The sequence below is a fragment of the Streptomyces sp. NPDC054842 genome, assembly GCF_053611025.1.
On record NZ_JBSGZN010000061.1, the window covers coordinates 27642 to 43365 of the forward strand.

The window sequence follows — 15724 nt, forward strand, 5'->3', positions numbered from 1 at the left end:
ACGGGAGTTCGGGCGGGACGGCTGCCGCTACAGGTCGTCGGCGATGATCCGCTCGATGTTCCGTTCGGCGAGGGCCGTGATGGTGACGAACGGGTTGACGCTGGTGTTGCCGGGGATCAGCGCGCCGTCGATGACGTAGAGGCCCCGGTACCCCTGCAGCCGGCCGTGGTTGTCGGTCGCCTTGTCGAGCACGGCGCCGCCGAGCGGGTGGTACGTGAGGTGGTCGCCCCAGATCTTGTAGGTGCCGAAGAGGTCGGTGCGGTAGATCGTGCCCTCCTTCGCGTTGATCCTGTCGAAGATGGTCCTGGCCATGTCGATGGACGGCTGCTTCCAGGCCGTCTGCCAGTTCAGCTCCGCCCTGCCCGAGGCGGGGTTCCACGTGAACCGCGCCCGGTTCGGGTTCTTGGTGATGGACAGGTAGAACGAGGCGTAGGTCTCGATCCCCGTGGGCAGTGGCGCGACCTCGGCGAAGGCGCCGCCCGCGGCCCAGTTGTCGATGCCGCCGCAGGGAATGCTCGACTGGAGTTTGCCGGTGGGGTCCCACATGTGGTTGGCGCGGCCGCACATGACGTTGCCGTTGTCGCCCCAGCCCTTGCCGACCTCGTCGTTGAGGGCGGGCAGGGCGCCGGTGGCCTTCAGTTTGACGAGCAGCTTGCTGGTGCCGACGCTGCCCGCCGCGAAGAACACCCGGTCCGCGGTCACCGTCTTCGTGGCCGTCGTGGTGCCGCCGGTGTCGATCCGGTCGATGACGACCGTGTAGCCGCCGCCGGTGGCGGGGGAGACCGAAGTGACCTTGTGCAGCGCCGAGATGGTGACCCGTCCGGTGGACCCGGCGCGCGCGAGGTAGGTCTTCTGGAGGGACTTCTTGCCGTAGTTGTTGCCGTAGAGGATCTCGCCCGCCAGTGCCGACCTCGGGACGGTGCCGGCCGCCTCCTGCTCCATGTAGCCCCAGTCGTACACGTCCGGCACGAAGACGAAGGGGAACCCGGACCGCTGGGCGTGCTTGCGGCCGACCCGCGCGTACTGGTAGCACTCGGCGGTCTCGAACCACGTCGGGTTCACGGTGGCCACCCCGAGGCCCTGGTTGGCGCGGGGGTAGTAGGTGGCGTACATCTCGGCGGCGTCGACCGAGGGGAGGACGGCGGCGAAGTTCTCGCGCCTGGGGGTGACGGCCATGCCGCCGTTGACCAGGGAGCCGCCGCCGACGCCGCGGCCCTGGTACACGATGATGCCGCCCATCTCCTCGGCGTCCAGGATGCCGGTGTAGCGGGGGATGTCCTTGTCGATCGGGAAGCCCAGGAAGTTGCTCAGGGGCTGCTTGGTCCTGGTGCGCAGCCAGTAGGAGCGCTGGTCGGGACTGGTCGTGTTGGCGAAGATCCTGCCGTCCGGGCCGGGGGTGTCCCAGGCCATGCCCATCTCGACCATGTGGACGTCGACACCCGCCTGGGCGAGCCGGAGGGCGGCGACGGAGCCGCCGTATCCCGTGCCGATCACCAGCGCCGGGACATGGGCTCCCGGAGCGATGACGTCGGCCGCCGCGATGGGCGAAGGAGTCGCCGCGGCGCGGCCGGTGAGCGCCGCGACGCCAAAAATAGAACCTGTTCCAGCGATGAAGCTACGACGCGAGACACCCCTGGGATCGTTTGCCTGCAAGGTTGTTTGGCTCATGTGAGGTTCCTCACTCTTCGATGAGTGAGAACAGGTTCTACTGTCACTTGCGCGTCAAGTCACTACATACCTCTAGGTAACTTCCGGCCGCCCCTCCGCGGCCTCCCGATGCCCGGGATGCGGCGCGGCGTCCGGACTTCGATGCTGGGAGGGCAGAGACCCGACCAGACGAAGGACGGCCATGGCGAAGGACAAGAAGCTCTCCAAGGGTGACGAGGTGTCGTGGAACAGCCACGGCCAGACCGTGCCCGGCAAGGTGAAGAAGAAGATCACTCAGCGCACCGAGGCCGCCGGCCGGACCGTCGACGCCTCACCCGAGGAACCTCAGTACGAGGTGGAGAGCGACAAGTCGGGACGGTCGGCCGTCCACAAGCCCGGTTCGCTGCGCAAGAAGGGCAAGAAGGCGTGAGCGGGCAGGGGGACGGGGACCGCGAGGAGACGCTCACCCGGTTCGGCGAGGCCGTGAACATGACGCCCGGCGAGCTGGAGAAGTGGCTGGAGACCGACGAGTCCAAGAGCGTCGGGCAGAAGGACGGCGGCGAGAGCGTCGGCCACGCCTCGGGACGCCGGATCGTCGGTCTGCTGCGGGCGAGGAAGTCGGACCTGACGGACGACGACGTCGCGCACATGAGCAAGGTGGTCGGCTACGTGCACCGGCACCTGGAGCAGCGCCCGAAGGGCGACGTCACCGACACGAAGTGGCGCTACTCCCTCATGAACTGGGGCCACGATCCCGAGAAGTGAGGGACGGCCGGTCCGAGTCGGGCCAGAGGTACGGCAGGTCGTCGGGGGCGTCCGGGAAGCGGGCGGTGTAGAACTCCGGGTCCTTGCGCACGAGGGCCGACCGGTGGCTGAGGTGGAACGCGGGATCGCCCAGCCAGGGCGGCAGTTCACCGGCCTCGGCCAGTTCCTCCTGCGTGCGCACGGGAAGCCCGGGACGGTGTCCGGCCAGATCGGTGACGAGGGTGGCGGCGCAGGTGTCGCCCCGGCCCAGCGCCGTCCACACCCCGCACATCTCCAGGCCGTAGCGCACCAGCGCCTCCTCGTAGCCGTGCCACATGCGGACCGCGGGGTGATGCCGCCAGCCGTAACCGGGCACGGTCAGGCCCCGCAGCACCTGGAGCGCCTCGACGCGCTGCTTGCCCAGCCGGCGGGGGTCCAGGACCTCGGCGGACCGGGTGAAGTCGGAGTAGGGAAGAAAGGTCTGCACGCCTCATCCCTACCGTGCGCGGGCCCGGTCCAGACGGCCGATTCGGGTGGACGCGGCCGGCGCCCGCCGCGGCGCCCTCAGGGCTTCACCCGGGCGCGGGCCGCCGCGAGGATCTCGTCGGACAGCGGGTCGCCTTTCACGGCCCGCGCGAGCAGGAGGGCGCCGACCAGGGTGCTGAGGCCGGTGAGGCCGTCGTCGCCGTCGGTCGCGAGCCACGCGGCGAACCGGCGTACGCCCTCGGTGTAGGTCTCCTGCGCGGTGCTGTCCTGGGCGCCGCGGGACATGTCCGCCGCGAGGGCCGCCGTGGGGCAGCCGCCGGCCGCGTCGTCGCGGTGCTCGGGGGAGAGGTAGTAGTCGATCAGGTCCCCCCGGGCCGCCGCCGGATCGCCCTCGTGAGCCCGGAGGGCGTCGGCCAGCCGCTCCTCCAGGGTGGTGAAGGCGTGCGCGGTGGCCTCGTCGACCAGGGCCTCCTTGGAGGCGAACTGCTTGTAGAACCCTCCGTGCGTCAGGCCCGCCGCCTTCATGAGGTCGGCGACGCTCACCCCGTCGGTGCCCTGCTCCCGGAACAGGCGGGAGGCGCCGGCGACGACACGCTCGCGGTTCTCCCGCGCCTGGTCCTTCGATACGCGGCCCATGATCGCTCCCCGTTCTGGATGTTCGGTGACATCTATCCTACGGCGGTCCCTTCCTTTTTTAGATGATGGATGTAATCTAAAAGAGCGGGTGCGGCCGACCGGGCCGCCTCCGATCCGTCTCGAAGGGACAGCACCATGGACCTGACCAACGCCGTCGCGGTCGTCACCGGAGCCAACCGCGGCCTGGGACGCCACGTCGCCGAGCAGCTGCTCGCGCGCGGCGCCAAGGTCTACGCGGCCGCCCGCCGCCCCGAGACGGTCGACCTGCCCGGCGTCGTCCCGCTCCGCCTGGACATCACCGACCCCGAGTCGGTCCTGGCGGCGGCCCGCACGGCGTCCGACGCGACCGTCCTGGTGAACAACGCCGGCATCTCCACCCACACGCAGCTCGTCACCGGCGACTGGGACAACGTGCGGCTGGAGATGGAGACTCATTACTTCGGCACCCTGCGGACCACCCGCGCCTTCGCCCCCGTCCTGGAGGCCAACGGCGGCGGCGCGATCCTGAACGTGCTCTCGGTCCTGTCGTGGCTGCACCCGGCGGGCCTCGGCGCGTACAGCGCCGGCAAGGCCGCGGCCTGGGCCCTGTCGAACGCGGTGCGCGAGGAGCTGGCCCCGCGCGGCATCCAGGTCATCGCACTGCACGTCGGCTACATGGACACCGACATGGCCGCCGACGTCGACCCGGCGCAGAAGATCAGCCCCGCGACCGTCGCCGGCCTCGCGCTGGACGGCGTGGAGAAGGGCGCCCCCGAGGTGCTGGCCGACGAGCTGACGCGTCAGGTCAAGCAGGGGCTCGGCGTGCTCACCGGCTGAGGCGCGGCACGGGCGGCCCGCCCCGCCGGCACTGCTCCGCCTGGAGTACGCCCGCGCGACACCCGGCGGGCCGCCCGACAGGCTGGAGGGCATGACTGAGGAGAGCACCGTACTGACCGGCCAGGCCCCGCCGCCGGTCCGCGACTGGCCCGCGCTCGACCTGGACGGGACCGACTTCGACCCGGTGCTCGCGGAGTTGATGCGAGAAGGGCCGCTCAGCCGGATCAGCCTGCCCCACGGCGAGGGCTGGGCCTGGCTGGCGACCCGGTACGACGACGTCAAGATGATCACCAACGACCCCCGCTTCAGCCGCGCGGAGGTCGTCGGCCGTGAGGTCACCCGCCTCGCACCGCACTTCAAGCCGAAGCCCGGCTCGCTCGCGTTCGCCGACCAGCCCGACCACAACCGCCTCCGCCGGGCGGTGGCGGGAGCGTTCACGGTGAGCGCGACGAAGCGGCTGCGGCCCCGGGCGCAGGAGATGCTCGACGGCCTGGTGCACACCGTGGTGCGCGACGGACCGCCCGCCGACCTCGTCGAGCGCATCCTCGAACCCTTCCCGATCGCCGTGGTCTGCGAGGTCATGGGCGTGCCCGCGGCCGACCGCGAGCAGATGCACGCGTGGACCCGGCAGATCATCTCCACCGCGGGCGGCGCGGAGGCAGGCGAGCGCGCCAAGAACGGCATGTACGGGTGGATCGCGAAGGCCGTCCGTGAGCGCCGCGACAGCGACGGCGAGGACGTCCTGTCCCTGCTGGGAGCCGCCGTCGGGCGCGGCGACCTGAGCGAGGAGGAGGCGATCGGGCTGGCCGGCCCGCTCCAGATCGGCGGAGAGGCCGTCACCCACAACTGCGGACAGATGCTCTTCGTCCTGCTGACCCGCCCCGACCTGCTCGACCGGCTGCGCCGGCGGCCCGAGCTGCGGCCCGCGGCCATCGACGAACTCCTGCGCCACATCCCGCACCGCACCTCCGTGGGCCTGGCGAGAATCGCGCTGGAGGATGTCGACGTGCGGGGCGTGCGGATCGCCGCCGGGGACGCCGTCTACGTCTCCTACCTCGCCGCCAACCGCGACCCGGACGTGTTCCCCGCCCCCGACCTGATCGACTTCGACCGGGAGAGCGGCGCCCACCTCGCCTTCGGCAACGGACCGCACCACTGCACGGGCGTCGTGCTGGCCCGGATGCAGACCGAGCTGCTGATCGACACCCTGCTGGACCGCCTGCCCGGACTGCGCCTGTCGGTGCCCGCCGACCAGGTGCCGTGGCGCCGGAACACCATGATCCGCGGCCCCCGGGCGCTGCCCGCCACCTGGTGACGCCGCCCGCCTCAGCCGACGGGCGGCCGCCAGGCGAGTTCGGCGGCCCGCGCGGTGGGGTGGGTGGTGAAGACCCGGTCCAGGCCGATGACGCGGAACGTCCGGCCGACGCGCTCGGGCACGGCGCTCAGGGCCATGCCCGCGTGGGCCTCCAGGGCGCGGTTGCGGGCGGCGATCAGTGCCGTGATGCCGCTGGAGTCGCAGAGCGTGACCCCGGTCAGGTCGATGACCAGCTGCTGTCCCGCCACCAGGTCCAGCCCGGGCAGCAGCGCCTGTACGCCCGGCGCGCTCAGGTGGTCGAGGGCGCCGACGAGCTCGATCACGGGACCCGACGGGGTGTTCCGTGTGTGGACCTGCAGCCGTTTCATGGACGCTCTTCACTGATCTGTCGGGGCACGTTGATCGCCAGGACGGCGGTGTCGTCGTCCACGCCCGTGCCGAACGTGTCGAGCAGATCGCGGATCGCCGCCACGGCGTCCGCGGCCGTGGTCGGTGCCAGTTCGCGGGCGAACTCCAGGAGCGCCTCGTCGCCGTACCGGTCGCCCGCGGCAGCGGTGTGCGCCTCGGTGAGGCCGTCGGTGTAGAGCAGGAGGGTGTCGCCCGGGTCCAGGCGCAGCGAGGTGGTGGCGATGTGCGCGTCGGGCAGCACGCCGATCAGCTGGCCCCCGGGGGTGGGCAGGTAGTCGGTGCTGCCGTCGGCGTGCATGAGCAGGGCCGGCGGATGCCCGCCGCTCGCCAGGGTGATGCGGAATCCGCCCTCGTCGCCGTCCGGGGTCAGCAGTCCGAGGATGACCGTGCAGAAGCGCGGGTCGGGTCCCTGGTACTCGTGGTTCAGGACGGTGTTGAGGTTGCCGAGCACGGTGGCCGGGTCCGGGTCGTAGACCGCGGCGGCACGCAGGGTGTAGCGGGCCAGGGAAGTGACGGCCGCCGCCGCGGCGCCCTTGCCGCACACGTCCCCGAGGAACATCCCCCAGGTCCCGGAGCCGAGCGGGAACAGGTCGTAGAAGTCGCCGCCCACCTCGTCCGTGGAGGCGATGTGGTAGTACGCGGCGACGTCCAGTCCGGGGACGTCCGCGAGCGTCGGCGGCAGCAGAGTCCGCTGGAGGGTGTCGTTCAGCCGCTGGAGGCGCTGCCGTTCCTGCTCGGACTCCTTGCGCGCGCGCAGCAGTTCGGTCTCGTACGCGCGACGGTCACGGGCGTCGAAGACGGTGGTGCGGATCAGAACCGGCTGTCCGTCGCCGCCCAGCTTGACGTGCGAGGTGACCAGGACCGGCAGACGGCTGCCGTCCGCGGTCTTGAGCTCCAGCGCGATGCCGCTGATCTCGCCCTGCATGCGCAGCAACGGGGCGAAGTGGGTCTCGTGGTAGAGCCGGCCGCCCACGGTGAGCAGGTCGGAGAACCGCATGCTGCCCACGAGGTCGCCGCGCTCGTAGCCGAGCCAGTTGAGCAGGGTCGTGTTGACCTTGGCGATCTGACCGTCCAGCAGGGTGGAGAGGTAGCCGCACGGGGCGTTCTCGTAGAGGTCCTCGACGCTGTCCTCGAGCAGGGCCGAGAACAGCGCCTCCTCGTCCCGTGCCCGGCCCGGTTCCGGGCTCCGGCCGTCTTCCTCGCACATCACCGCGGGACACCGGCGCGGTCGCGGGCGGCGGTGCCACCGGGGGCACCGGACAGCGGGCGGCGACCGGCCGCCGCAGGCCGGAAGGGGTGGCGCGGGACGGTCGCCCCACGCCGGACACCGGGCGTGCGGACGGGCGGCCGGCCCCCGGGGGCGCGGCACTCGCCTCCCGCCCGCACGTGGTCTCCGCTCCGCACGTTCATGCTCACATCCTCGCAGACGCCCGACCGGTTCACCTTCCGCGTTCCCCCTCCGTCGCACCGCCCCGCCACGGCTGCCCCGTGCCGGTGCGGTGTATGCGGTGGCGGGGGCGTGACCTCGCCCGGCGGCGGCTCCGGGGGAGCGATCCCGACGCCGTCGACGCGTCTCCACGCCTTCCGGCGACCCTCCCGGTGCGCGCCGTCCGGCGTCGCGCGGCAGGCGTACCCGTGCCCGGCGAACGCCGCGGGGTGCCGATCGCGTGCGGGGTGGGTGGCGCCCGAACGCGGGGCGTGCTCCCGGTCGTTGTGTTCATCCTGTCCGCCGCCGGCGGGCGGGCACGGCCCCCACGCACGCAGGGGATCGGAGAGGCGCGGCGGCGGTCGCGGCCCGTGCCGCGTCCGGTCCTCCCGCCGTCTCCCCGCCCCGCCGTCTGCTTTCCCGGCGGCATCCGCGCACTGAAGCTCCTGACGGGGGTAGACGCAGCAGAACGGGGGTGCAGCGAGCGCGAAAGGATGACCATGAGCGGATCGTCGATGAAGGCCGTGGGCTGGGCACGTTCCATGCCCCTTTCCCGGGGTGTCAACGAGGCCCGGCAGTGGGCCCGCGAGCACCTGGAGGCCCTCGGGTGGACCACTACCGCACCCGAGACCACGGACGCGGTCCTGCTGACGGTCTCGGAGCTGGTGACCAACGCTCATGTGCACGCGCACAGCAGCGCGCAGCTGCTGCTGACCTGGGACACCGAGTGCCTGCACGTGAGCGTGCACGACGCCTCGACCACGCTGCCCGAACCGCGGGCGGCGGACCCGGAGAGTCTCGGCGGACGCGGCATGTTCCTGGTCGACGCGCTGGCGGACACCTGGCAGGCCCGGCGCTGCCCCAACGGCAAGACGGTCACCGCCTGTTTCCACCTTCCGGGCGCGGCCGAGTCCGACGAGAAGACGTGACGCGGGTGCCGGAAGCGCCCCGGCACGGCGCCGTCCGGCCGGTGGCGGACCGGCCGACGGAACGGTTGCGGAAAAAGACCGGCCATGATCGCGTCCGGCGTTCTACCGTACGGATCTGACGGAGTCGCGAGCCGAAGAGACCACGGCCCCGCGGTGTTCGGCCGGCACCGTCACCCGTAGACCCACGTGAACGGTGTCCGGAGAGCGGACGTCCCGAAGGATGCCTGAATGGTCATGTCCGCCGCCGCGCCGACCCGCCTGTGGACCTGGAACTTCACCCTGTACTTCACGGCCCGCACCATGTCGGTGCTGGGCGACACGATGATCCCGGTGGCCATGGCGGTCGCGATGCTCTCGCTGGGATACGGGGCCAGCGGCGTCGGGTTCGCGCTCGCCGCGTGGATGGGGGCGTTCGCCCTCTTCGTCGTGTTCGGCGGGGTGTTCGCGGACCGGTTCCATCCGCGCCCCCAGATGATCGGCGCCGACGCCGTCCGCTGTGTCATCCAGGTGTCCCTGGCGGTCTCCCTCTTCGTGGGGCACCCGCCGCTGTGGTTCATCGTCGTGGGATCGCTGCTCGGCGGCATCGCGACAGCGATGTTCCAGCCCGGCGTCTCCGGACTGGTGCCGCAGGTCGCCACCGACCCGCACCGGGCCAACGGAGTCCTGCGGGTGAGCCAGGGGCTCTCCACGATGGCCGGCCCCGCCCTGGCCGGCCTGCTCGTCGCCACCACCTCGGCGGCGACGGTCTTCGTGGTCGACGCCGCCACCTTCGCGGTCAGCGGGATCTGCCTGGTGGCCCTGCGGCTGCCCCGGTACGCGGTGGACCGCTCGGCGTCCACGCTCGCCAACCTGCGCACCGGCTGGGACGAGTTCCGCTCCCGGTCGTGGATGTGGTCGGTCATCCTGATCTGGTGGGTGCTCGGCGTCTTCGTCTGGGGCCCGGTCACGCCAGTCGGCGCCGTCTCGGTCATCGAGGCCCACGGCAAGGCGGCGTTCGGCTACGCCGAGAGCGCGTTCGGGGCCGGCTGCGTCCTCGGCGGCCTGGCGGCGATCCGCGTACGGCCGCCCCGCCCGCTCCTCGCGGGCGGCCTCGCGATGTTCCTCTTCCCGATGATGCCGCTCGCGGCGGCCCTGGTCCCCGCACTGCCGCTGCTCATGCTCGGCTACGCGCTCAGCGGTCTCGGCTGGGCGTTCTGGGGAGTCCAATGGGCCACCGCCGTGCAGACCCACATCCCCGAGGACCGGCTCAACCGCGTCACCGCCTACGAGATCGCCGGCTCCATCCTGGCCGTGCCGTTCGGACAGGCGATCGCCGGTCCCGCCAGCGCGGTCGTCGGCGTCCACCGCCTCCTCCTCGCGGGCGCCGTGATCGCCCTGGGCTGCGCCGTCGCCCTCGTCGTGTGCGGACCCGTCCGCCGCCTGACCGGACACCGGCCCAGCACCGGGATCGCGCACACCGCCGGGCTCCCGGCCCCGGCGTCGGCCCCGGGAGCCCCCTGAGACGACCCGGCGTGGTCGACGCGGGGGAGCGCCGGCGCCCTTCCGCGTGTTCGACGCGGGCACGCGCGGCCCGCTGTGCATGATGGGCCGTCAGATGTGGGCCGGCGGGCGGAGGCGGAGTGAGCGTACGGTGCCGGACCGGCGGGACGCCGCTCGTGCCGCGATCCCCGCGGGGCCCCGGCGGTTGTGGCGGCCCGGGGGAACGCCGTACCGACGCCTCGGCGGCGGTGAGCGAGTCCTGGCCGGTGCGGACCCGCCGTTCCGGAACCGGCGTCGAGGGATGAGGCGCGCACCGGCACCGCCCCGGGGGACGCGGCCGGACGCGGTACGTGGACCGGGAACGGGGACGTCTACCACGTCGGCAAACGGGAACCTGATTCAACCTCCGCCGGATTTCGGCCGGCTTCCGCAGCGAACGGAGAAGGTGGTCTTCGTGGGGCGCAAGGACCGGATTGCCGAACCCTGGGGCACGCGCACCCCGTACGGGCCCGGCGAGACCTGGCCCGTGCGGGTCGACACCCACCTGGCGGACGGCATCACCCCCGACGAGGTGGACCGCTGGGTCGGTTCGGCGTCCATCCTGCACTCCAACGGCGACGCCATGGACATCGCGGTCAAGGAAGGGCGGATCGTCGGCGTGCGCGGCCGGGCGGACGACCGGGTCAACCACGGGCGGCTGGGCCCCAAGGATTTGTTCGGCTGGCAGGCCAACGCGTCGGCCGACCGGCTGACCCGCCCGCTTGTCCGGCAGCACGGCCGCCTCGTCGAATGCGACTGGGACACCGCGATGGGCAGGATCACCGGCCGCACCCAGGAGTTGCTGGACGAACAGGGACCGAGCGCCATCGGCTTCTACACCACCGGGCAGCTCTTCGCGGAGGAGTACTACACGCTCGGCGTGATCGCCCGGGCGGGCATCGGCACGAACCACGTGGACGGCAACACCCGGCTGTGCACGGCGACGGCGGCCGCCGCGCTCAAGGAGTCGTTCGGCTGCGACGGGCAGCCCGGCTCCTACACGGACATCGACCACGCCGACGTCATCGCGCTGTTCGGCCACAACATGGCGGAGACGCAGAGCGTGCTGTGGACCCGCGTCCTGGACCGGCTCGCCGGACCCCGGCCCCCCGCGGTGATCTGCGTCGACCCCCGGATGACGCCGGTCGCCCGCGCCGCCACCGTGCACCTCGCGCCGCTGCCCGGCACGAACGTGGCCCTGATGAACGGCCTGCTGCACGAGATCCTCGCCAACGGCTGGATCGACCGGGACTACATCGACGCCCACGTCGTCGGCTTCGAGGAGCTCAGCCGACGGGTCGGGGAGTACCCGCCCGAACGTACGGCGGAGATCTGCGGTGTGCCGGCGGCACGCATCCGGGAAGCGGCGCGCGTCCTCGGCGGCGCCCGGCGGCTGCTGTCCACCGTGCTGCAGGGGTTCTACCAGTCCCACCAGGCCACCGCCGCCGCGGTCCAGGTCAACAACCTGCACCTGGTACGCGGCATGCTCGGCCGGCCCGGCTGCGGCGTGCTCCAGATGAACGGCCAGCCCACCGCGCAGAACACCCGGGAATGCGGAGCCGACGGGGACCTGCCCGGCTTCCGTAACTGGGCCAACGACGCCCACGTCGAGGAACTCGCCCGCCTCTGGAACGTCGACCCGCTGCAGATCCCGCACTTCGGGCCGCCCACCCACGCCATGCAGATGATGCGGTACGTGGAGGACGGGTCGATCCGCATGCTGTGGGTGAGCGGCACCAACCCTGCCGTCTCCCTGCCGGAACTGCGGCGCAGCCGCGCCCTCCTGTCCCAGGACCGCCTCTTCCTCGTCGTCCAGGACCTCTTCCTCACGGAGACCGCGCAACTGGCCGACGTCGTCCTGCCGGCCGCGACCTGGGGCGAGAAGACCGGCACGTTCACCAACGCGGACCGCACCGTCCACCTGTCGGAGAAGGCCGTCGAGCCGCCCGGCGAGGCCCGGCCCGACCTGGACATCTTCCTGGACTACGCCCGCCGGCTCGACCTGTGCGACAAGGACGGCGAGCCCTTGGTGAAGTGGCACGACCCGGAGTCCGCGTTCGAGGCGTGGAAGGAGTGCAGCCGCGGCCGGCCCTGCGACTACACCGGCATCACCTACGCCGGGCTGCGCGAGCGCGGCGGCATCCAGTGGCCCTGCAACGACGAGCACCCGGACGGCACCGAACGCCTCTACACCGACGGCGCGTTCATGAGCGACCCCGCCTACTGCGAGAGCTACGGACGCGACCTGATCACCGGCGCGCCGCTGGAACCGACCGAGTACCGGGCGATGAACCCCGACGGCAAGGCCGTCGTCAAGGCCGCCGCGTACGTGCCGCCGCACGAGAAGCCCAGCCGTGACCACCCCTTCGCGCTGACCACGGGCCGCACGCTCTTCCACTTCCACACCCGTACCAAGACCGCCCGCGCACCCCAACTCCAGGCAGCGGCACCGGAGGTGTGGGTGGAGTGCTCCGCCCACGACGCGGCCGCCCACGAACTGGGCGAGGGCGACCTGGTGGAGGTGACCACCCCCCGCGGCAGCGTCCGTGCCAGGCTGCGCGTCAGCGGCATCCGCGACGGCGTCCTCTTCCTCCCCTTCCACTACGGGTACTGGGACACCGACACCGGGCACGAACCGGGGGAGCACGGGCGCGCGGCCAACGAACTCACGTTGACCGACTGGGATCCGGCGTCCAAGCAGCCGATCTTCAAGACCGCCGCCGCGGCCCTGCGGCGCGTCGACGCGGACCCCCGGCCCTCGGCCGCACCGACGAACACGGCCTCCGCCCCCGTCACCGCGGACCTCGCGCCGACGCGCGGCGGACCGGAGGCGCAGGCCGACGAGGAACTCGCCCGACCGCTGGAGGCGGATGCCCGATGAAGGTCGGTCTGCTCCTGCAAGAACTGCACCGCGACGAGAACGACCTCGCGCACGAACTGCTCCGGGTCTGCGAACGGCACCGCTCCGACCACGAGGTCCACCACGTCGGCCGCGACCTGGCCCGCTGGTCCCAGGAGCACGTGCGCATCCTCGCCGCCCTCGGCGACCGCTTCGACGTGACGCTCGACCCCGACCCGGTGGACGACCTCACCGGGGCGGAACGCCTGCGGGAGAAGGCCGGCGAACTCCTCGGGCGGCGCCCCGAGAGCGGCCTGCTGCTCCTGCGCGACCTGCGCGAGGTGTACCTCAAGGCGTCCGGCGTCAGCGTGGACTGGGAGCTGCTCGGCCAGGCCGCCCAGGCACTCAAGGACAACGCGCTCCTGAAGACCGTGCAGCGCTGCCACCCCGACGCCCTGCGCCAGATGCGCTGGGCGAACGGGAAGCTGAAGGAGTCCTCGCCGCAGATCCTGCTGAGCTGAATTCCCGGGGCACGCCCCCGCCGGTTCAGTGCGACAGGGCGAAGGAGACCAGGAACCCCGCGACGGTGATCAGGCCGATGGCCAGGTGCGCCTCGTCGAACGCCTCGGGGATCATCGTGTCGGCGATCATCGCCAGGATCGCCCCGGCGGCCACGGCCGTCACACCGGCGACGACCGAGTCGGACATCCCGCCCACGATGCTGTAGCCGAGGACCGCGGCGACCGTGCTCGCGGCGGCGATCGCCGACCACACCCCGAAGACGTAGCCCTTGCCGCGCCCCGCCTTCTTCATGCCGGCGGAGCTGGAGAGACCCTCGGGGACGTTGCTGATGAACACGGCGGCCACCGTGACCATGCTGACCGCTCCGCCGTGCAGCAGGCTGACGCCGATCACCGCGGACTCCGGCACCCCGTCGAGCAGGGCCCCCAGCGCGAGCGCCGTGCCGGAGCCGGACTGCTCCGTCTCGGTCGGCTGCGTCTGCTGCGCGTTGCCGGAACGCTTGCGGTGGCGGGCGCCTCGACGCGCGAGCCACATGTTCCCGCCGGTGTACGCCAGTGCCCCGCCGAGGGCACCGATCGCGGCGGGCGCCAGGCCGGCCTGGTCGTAGGCCTCACCCATCAGCTCGTACGCCACCGCCGAGATGAGGACACCGGAGCCGAAGGCCATCACCGAGGCGATCACCTTCGGCGGCACCCGCAGCCCGTATCCCAGCGCGGCGCCCACCAGGAGCGCCGACCCGGCCACCAGACCCCACAGACCCGCTTGCATCACTTCAGCCACAGCGCACCGCCTACCCCGATCGGGGACGGTCCATGGCTCGGGCCAGGCGGGACCGCGTCCGGGCCGCCTGGGAGCGGACACGGTTCGGGTGCAGCCGGCCCGGGTGCGGGGCGCGGGCCGGCTGCGGGGAGGGTCAGGCGGTGTGCAGGGTGAGTCCGTAGCGGTTCAGGATCTCGTTGACGGGCTGGTACCAGGTCTCGCCGCCGCTGCTGCAGTTGCCCCAGCCGCCCGAGGTGACGCCCTGTGCCTGGTCGCCGCTGATGAAGGAGCCGCCGGAGTCGCCGGGTTCGGCGCAGACGCTCGTCTTCGTCATCTGGCGCACGGCGCCCTGGCTGTAGTTGACCGTCTCGTTCTTGGCGAGGACGGTGCCGCAGTGCCAGTGGGAGGTGGATCCGGACCGGCAGATGGAGGCGCCGACGGGAGCCTCACCCGAACCGCGCACGAGCTGGTCGGAGACGGTGCCCCAGCCGAGTACGACGGGCACGGTCCACCAGCCGCTTCCGACGTTGACCCAGGCGTAGTCGTTGTCGGGGAAGGAGGAGCCCTGGAAGTTGCCGATGTAGCTGCGGTCCCAGCCGCTGACACCGGCCCCGGCCTGTCCGCAGTGACCGGCGGTCACGAACCCGCCGTACACGGAGAAGCCGATGGAACAGCGCACGTTGCCCGTGTAGTACGGGTCGCCGCCCACGGTGCCCGCGGCGAAGGTGCGCGGCGACTGCCGCGTCTCGCGCACGGTCACCGGCCCGGCCTCGCGGGCGCGGTCCAGGAACGCCTGGACATCGTTGTCATCATGGTGGGAGGTGACTACGCCGACGACGACCGAGTTGCTCCTGGGGTCGACGTGCCAGCTGCTGACCCCGGCCGGGGCGTCGAGCTTGTCGAGCCGCTTCAGGGTCGCGTCCAGCCGCCGCTGGCTGTGCTCGACGAGGGTCACCCGGGCGCCGGTGGCCTCGACGGCGTTGCGGTGCGCCTCGTCGGTGACGGCGACGGTGAGCTTGCCGTTCTTCGCCTCGAACCACGAGCCGCCGTAGGAGCTGCCCGCGGCACGCCGGGCCGCGCGGTCGACGCCGCGCGCCTTCGTCTCGGCCTCGAGGCGGGCGGTCGCCTGGGTATTCGACAGGCCGAGGTCGCGCTGCATGGCGGTGATCAGCGCGGCGGACGCGGGTGCCTCGGAGACGGTGGGGGCGGGAGCGGCGGACGCCTGGGTGGTCAGACCGGCCGCGACGGTGCTCAGGAGCAGGGCCGCCGACAGGCTCGCGCGCAGAACTGTGGTGCGTCTCAAGGGAGTTGCCTTTCGTCGTTCCGGATGTGGGGGAGGAGCGGAAGGGCAGAGAGAGCGCTCTCAAATGCGTGCGCGAACGAGATTAGCGGTGGATCATGAGCAGGTCCATGCCAATGCGTGAGATGGTCCGACGCGGCATGTCGTACGGCGGGCACGTCGTACCGGCAGGCGGCGGTGGCCGGAGGGTCAGGCCCGGACTCGCGGGAGGGGAGGCCGTCTCGTGCGATCGTCGGCGGGCGGCTCGGGCGGCTCGGGCGGCTCGGGCGGCTCGGGCGGCTCGGGCGGCTCGGGCGGCTCGGGCGGCTCGGGCGGCTCCGGCGGTCGGGGGCGGTCGGGCGGCTCGGGCGGTCGGGGGCGGTCGGGGGCGGTCGGGCGG

At 72.3% G+C, this 15724-nt stretch carries 15 protein-coding genes; 8 read left to right on the forward strand and 7 right to left on the reverse strand.

All coding sequences use genetic code 11. From position 1 onward, the window contains the following. Positions 1–27: 27 nt before the first annotated feature. The gene (locus ACWGIS_RS32560) at positions 28–1668 is read right to left on the reverse strand and encodes a GMC oxidoreductase (RefSeq protein ID WP_453366096.1); all 1641 of its coding nucleotides are present in this window, start codon (positions 1666–1668) and stop codon (positions 28–30) included. 181 nt (positions 1669–1849) lie between these two features. On the opposite strand from ACWGIS_RS32560, the gene ACWGIS_RS32565 reads away from it, so the two are divergent. Next, positions 1850–2077 (forward strand): DUF2945 domain-containing protein, encoded by a 228-nt coding sequence (locus ACWGIS_RS32565; RefSeq protein ID WP_453366097.1) that lies wholly within the window; start codon positions 1850–1852, stop codon positions 2075–2077. Between the two features lie 59 nt (positions 2078–2136). After that, positions 2137–2412 carry a DUF3140 domain-containing protein gene (locus ACWGIS_RS32570; RefSeq protein WP_453366113.1) on the forward strand — a complete coding sequence of 92 codons (276 nt, stop codon included), beginning with the start codon at positions 2137–2139 and terminating at the stop codon, positions 2410–2412. Here the strand turns inward: ACWGIS_RS32570 and ACWGIS_RS32575 are convergent. Both ACWGIS_RS32575 and ACWGIS_RS32580 read right to left on the reverse strand, forming a co-directional pair. Then, positions 2381–2878, reverse strand: a complete 498-nt coding sequence (locus ACWGIS_RS32575) for an MSMEG_6728 family protein (protein WP_453366098.1) — start codon at positions 2876–2878, stop codon at positions 2381–2383. The genes ACWGIS_RS32570 and ACWGIS_RS32575 overlap by 32 nt on opposite strands. A 77-nt stretch (positions 2879–2955) precedes the next feature. Continuing rightward, positions 2956–3513: a TetR/AcrR family transcriptional regulator gene (locus ACWGIS_RS32580; protein ID WP_453366099.1), complete on the reverse strand. Its 558-nt coding sequence runs from the start codon at positions 3511–3513 to the stop codon at positions 2956–2958. A 135-nt stretch (positions 3514–3648) separates the two neighbouring features. On the opposite strand from ACWGIS_RS32580, the gene ACWGIS_RS32585 reads away from it, so the two are divergent. Together ACWGIS_RS32585 and ACWGIS_RS32590 are read left to right on the forward strand one after the other, a co-directional pair. Further along, positions 3649–4329, forward strand: coding sequence for an SDR family oxidoreductase (locus ACWGIS_RS32585; protein ID WP_453366100.1), 681 nt, complete (start codon positions 3649–3651; stop codon positions 4327–4329). A gap of 91 nt (positions 4330–4420) precedes the next feature. After that, on the forward strand, positions 4421–5644 hold the full coding sequence (locus tag ACWGIS_RS32590) for a cytochrome P450 (protein WP_453366101.1): 1224 nt from the start codon (positions 4421–4423) through the stop codon (positions 5642–5644). Positions 5645–5655: 11 nt separating this feature from the next. Here the strand turns inward: ACWGIS_RS32590 and ACWGIS_RS32595 are convergent, their stop codons facing one another. Both ACWGIS_RS32595 and ACWGIS_RS32600 read right to left on the reverse strand, forming a co-directional pair. Next, positions 5656–6012 (reverse strand): STAS domain-containing protein, encoded by a 357-nt coding sequence (locus ACWGIS_RS32595; protein ID WP_453366102.1) that lies wholly within the window; start codon positions 6010–6012, stop codon positions 5656–5658. Then, positions 6009–7259, reverse strand: coding sequence for a PP2C family protein-serine/threonine phosphatase (locus ACWGIS_RS32600; RefSeq protein ID WP_453366103.1), 1251 nt, complete (start codon positions 7257–7259; stop codon positions 6009–6011). Before ACWGIS_RS32600 ends, ACWGIS_RS32595 begins: the two co-directional genes overlap by 4 nt. A gap of 719 nt (positions 7260–7978) precedes the next feature. Here ACWGIS_RS32600 and ACWGIS_RS32605 point away from each other — a divergent pair. From ACWGIS_RS32605 to ACWGIS_RS32620, 4 genes are all read left to right on the forward strand, one after another. Next, positions 7979–8407 carry an ATP-binding protein gene (locus ACWGIS_RS32605; RefSeq protein WP_453366104.1) on the forward strand — a complete coding sequence of 143 codons (429 nt, stop codon included), beginning with the start codon at positions 7979–7981 and terminating at the stop codon, positions 8405–8407. Between the two features lie 228 nt (positions 8408–8635). After that, positions 8636–9907, forward strand: a complete 1272-nt coding sequence (locus tag ACWGIS_RS32610; RefSeq protein WP_453366105.1) for an MFS transporter — start codon at positions 8636–8638, stop codon at positions 9905–9907. Between the two features lie 433 nt (positions 9908–10340). After that, positions 10341–12806: a molybdopterin oxidoreductase family protein gene (locus ACWGIS_RS32615; RefSeq protein ID WP_453366106.1), complete on the forward strand. Its 2466-nt coding sequence runs from the start codon at positions 10341–10343 to the stop codon at positions 12804–12806. Beyond that, the gene (locus ACWGIS_RS32620) at positions 12803–13285 is read left to right on the forward strand and encodes a hypothetical protein (protein WP_453366107.1); all 483 of its coding nucleotides are present in this window, start codon (positions 12803–12805) and stop codon (positions 13283–13285) included. Before ACWGIS_RS32615 ends, ACWGIS_RS32620 begins: the two co-directional genes overlap by 4 nt. Before the next feature lie 25 nt (positions 13286–13310). On the opposite strand, the gene ACWGIS_RS32625 is transcribed toward ACWGIS_RS32620, so the two are convergent. Together ACWGIS_RS32625 and ACWGIS_RS32630 are read right to left on the reverse strand one after the other, a co-directional pair. Then, positions 13311–14066: a ZIP family metal transporter gene (locus ACWGIS_RS32625; RefSeq protein WP_453366108.1), complete on the reverse strand. Its 756-nt coding sequence runs from the start codon at positions 14064–14066 to the stop codon at positions 13311–13313. A 133-nt stretch (positions 14067–14199) separates the two neighbouring features. Beyond that, positions 14200–15348, reverse strand: a complete 1149-nt coding sequence (locus ACWGIS_RS32630; RefSeq protein WP_453366109.1) for a S1 family peptidase — start codon at positions 15346–15348, stop codon at positions 14200–14202. Positions 15349–15724 lie beyond the last annotated feature (376 nt).

What these genes read in the sequence shown, in the direction of transcription:
- ACWGIS_RS32560 (WP_453366096.1), bottom strand. Translation starts at nt 1,668, where the DNA reads ATGAGCCAAACAACCTTGCAGGCAAACGATCCCAGGGGTGTCTCGCGT.
- ACWGIS_RS32595 (WP_453366102.1), bottom strand. Translation starts at nt 6,012, where the DNA reads ATGAAACGGCTGCAGGTCCACACACGGAACACCCCGTCGGGTCCCGTG.
- ACWGIS_RS32565 (WP_453366097.1), top strand. Translation starts at nt 1,850, where the DNA reads ATGGCGAAGGACAAGAAGCTCTCCAAGGGTGACGAGGTGTCGTGGAAC.
- ACWGIS_RS32610 (WP_453366105.1), top strand. Translation starts at nt 8,636, where the DNA reads ATGGTCATGTCCGCCGCCGCGCCGACCCGCCTGTGGACCTGGAACTTC.
- ACWGIS_RS32605 (WP_453366104.1), top strand. Translation starts at nt 7,979, where the DNA reads ATGAGCGGATCGTCGATGAAGGCCGTGGGCTGGGCACGTTCCATGCCC.
- ACWGIS_RS32570 (WP_453366113.1), top strand. Translation starts at nt 2,137, where the DNA reads ATGACGCCCGGCGAGCTGGAGAAGTGGCTGGAGACCGACGAGTCCAAG.
- ACWGIS_RS32600 (WP_453366103.1), bottom strand. Translation starts at nt 7,259, where the DNA reads ATGTGCGAGGAAGACGGCCGGAGCCCGGAACCGGGCCGGGCACGGGAC.
- ACWGIS_RS32590 (WP_453366101.1), top strand. Translation starts at nt 4,421, where the DNA reads ATGACTGAGGAGAGCACCGTACTGACCGGCCAGGCCCCGCCGCCGGTC.
- ACWGIS_RS32620 (WP_453366107.1), top strand. Translation starts at nt 12,803, where the DNA reads ATGAAGGTCGGTCTGCTCCTGCAAGAACTGCACCGCGACGAGAACGAC.
- ACWGIS_RS32580 (WP_453366099.1), bottom strand. Translation starts at nt 3,513, where the DNA reads ATGGGCCGCGTATCGAAGGACCAGGCGCGGGAGAACCGCGAGCGTGTC.
- ACWGIS_RS32585 (WP_453366100.1), top strand. Translation starts at nt 3,649, where the DNA reads ATGGACCTGACCAACGCCGTCGCGGTCGTCACCGGAGCCAACCGCGGC.